This is a genomic window from Methylocucumis oryzae (genome assembly GCF_000963695.1).
Classification (GTDB): Bacteria; Pseudomonadota; Gammaproteobacteria; order Methylococcales; family Methylomonadaceae; genus Methylovulum; species Methylovulum oryzae.
In genome coordinates, this window is sequence record NZ_LAJX01000346.1 from 1 (window position 1) to 1,392 (window position 1,392).

A 1,392-nucleotide genomic window follows, 5' to 3' on the forward strand; every position below is an offset into this window, starting at 1 on the left:
TGAATCGTCACCGACTTTCGCACATAAATATTGCATAATCGCGTTGGATTCCCAAAGTACGGTGTCACCGTCAACTAGCGTAGGAATCATGTGGTTGGGGTTTAAGCTAATAAATTCCGGAGTTAAATGTTCGCCTTTGCTTAAATCCAATGCTATAAGTTCGCACTCTAAGCCTAGATGATGTATAACTGCAACAACTCGACGGGAATTTGGGGAAATAGGGAAATGATACAGTTTCATAAAACCTCTCTCGGATAGTGGTGGATTGTCGCTTGTCTTTTGCAAGCGAGTAGATTTTTACATGTATACTTGTATTTTGCAAGTTATAGTTGTTGTCTGGTCAATGAAAATAGAGTCTTCTTCTGCGCCACGCTCTTTATGTCCATTATCTAAGGCTTTAGAATTAATAGGCGATAAATGGAGTTTAGTGATTGTGCGCGATATGTGTTTGGGTAAAAAGCGTTACGGTGATTTTCAACAGTCGCCGGAAGGTATTCCTACGAATATTTTGGCGGATAGATTAAAAAAGCTAGAAGAGCATGGCATTATCGGTAAGCGTTCTTATCAACAAAAGCCTGTGCGCTATGAATATTTTTTAACGCCTAAAGGGGCTGATTTATTACCCGTGATGCAGCAATTGATTATTTGGATGAAAAAATATGACCCAGATTGCTGGACGCCGCCTGAAGGTTTTTATGACGCTACGCCAGAATCGTTGTTACAAGCCTACTCTGAAATTGAATGATGAGGAAAAATCATGGCCGTGATTGCTTTTGATACGTTGAAATTTGCGAATACGCTGAAACAAGCCGGTGTCGCACCTGCACATGCCGAGGCTGAAGAGCATGCATTAGCCGATGTATTATCCTTGAGTCTTAATGAGGTTGCGACTAAAGCTGACGCGGAGGCGCATAAGACAGAATTGCATCATGTAAAAACAGAGGTGCAAGCGGTTAAAGAAGATGTTCAAGTTATAAAGCAGGATGGGCACATTTTAAAAAGTCGATGTACACATTTTAAAAAAATGATGTACAGGTACTTAAAGATGACGTGCAAGTTTTAAAAAGCGATGTGCAAACATTACAAAGTGATGTACAGGTGTTAAAGAGCGATGTACACGTTTTAAAGCAAGATGTGCAAGTTTTAAAAGAGGATGTTCAGGTTTTAAAACAAGATGTGCGCGTTCTAAAGGAGGATGTACAGGTTTTAAAACAAGATGTGCGCGTTCTAAAGGAGGATGTGCAGGTTTTAAAACAAGATGTGCACGTTCTAAAGGAGGATGTACAGGTTTTAAAACAAGATGTGCAAATTCTAAAGCAGGATGGACAGGCATTAAGAAATGATTTGGAGTCTTTTAAAATCGAAGTAAGAACTGAATTTCAGGCAATTAGG

4 protein-coding genes are annotated in these 1,392 nt (G+C 39.7%); 3 read left to right on the plus strand and 1 reads right to left on the minus strand.

The features are described from left to right. The coding region (locus tag VZ94_RS21320) for a glutathione S-transferase family protein (protein ID WP_045780791.1) at positions 1 to 240 on the minus strand (240 nt) is incomplete at its 3' end. A 103-nt stretch (positions 241 to 343) separates the two neighbouring features. Between VZ94_RS21320 and VZ94_RS21325 the strand changes: the two genes are divergently transcribed. From VZ94_RS21325 to VZ94_RS23975, 3 genes are all read left to right on the plus strand, one after another. After that, positions 344 to 745: a winged helix-turn-helix transcriptional regulator gene (locus tag VZ94_RS21325; protein WP_045780792.1), complete on the plus strand. Its 402-nt coding sequence runs from the start codon at positions 344 to 346 to the stop codon at positions 743 to 745. A 12-nt stretch (positions 746 to 757) separates the two neighbouring features. Beyond that, positions 758 to 1,063 (plus strand): CCDC90 family protein, encoded by a 306-nt coding sequence (locus VZ94_RS23970; protein ID WP_052700826.1) that lies wholly within the window; start codon positions 758 to 760, stop codon positions 1,061 to 1,063. An 8-nt stretch (positions 1,064 to 1,071) separates the two neighbouring features. After that, positions 1,072 to 1,392, plus strand: a 321-nt coding sequence (locus VZ94_RS23975; protein WP_204369245.1) for a hypothetical protein, incomplete at its 3' end; no start/stop codon positions are given.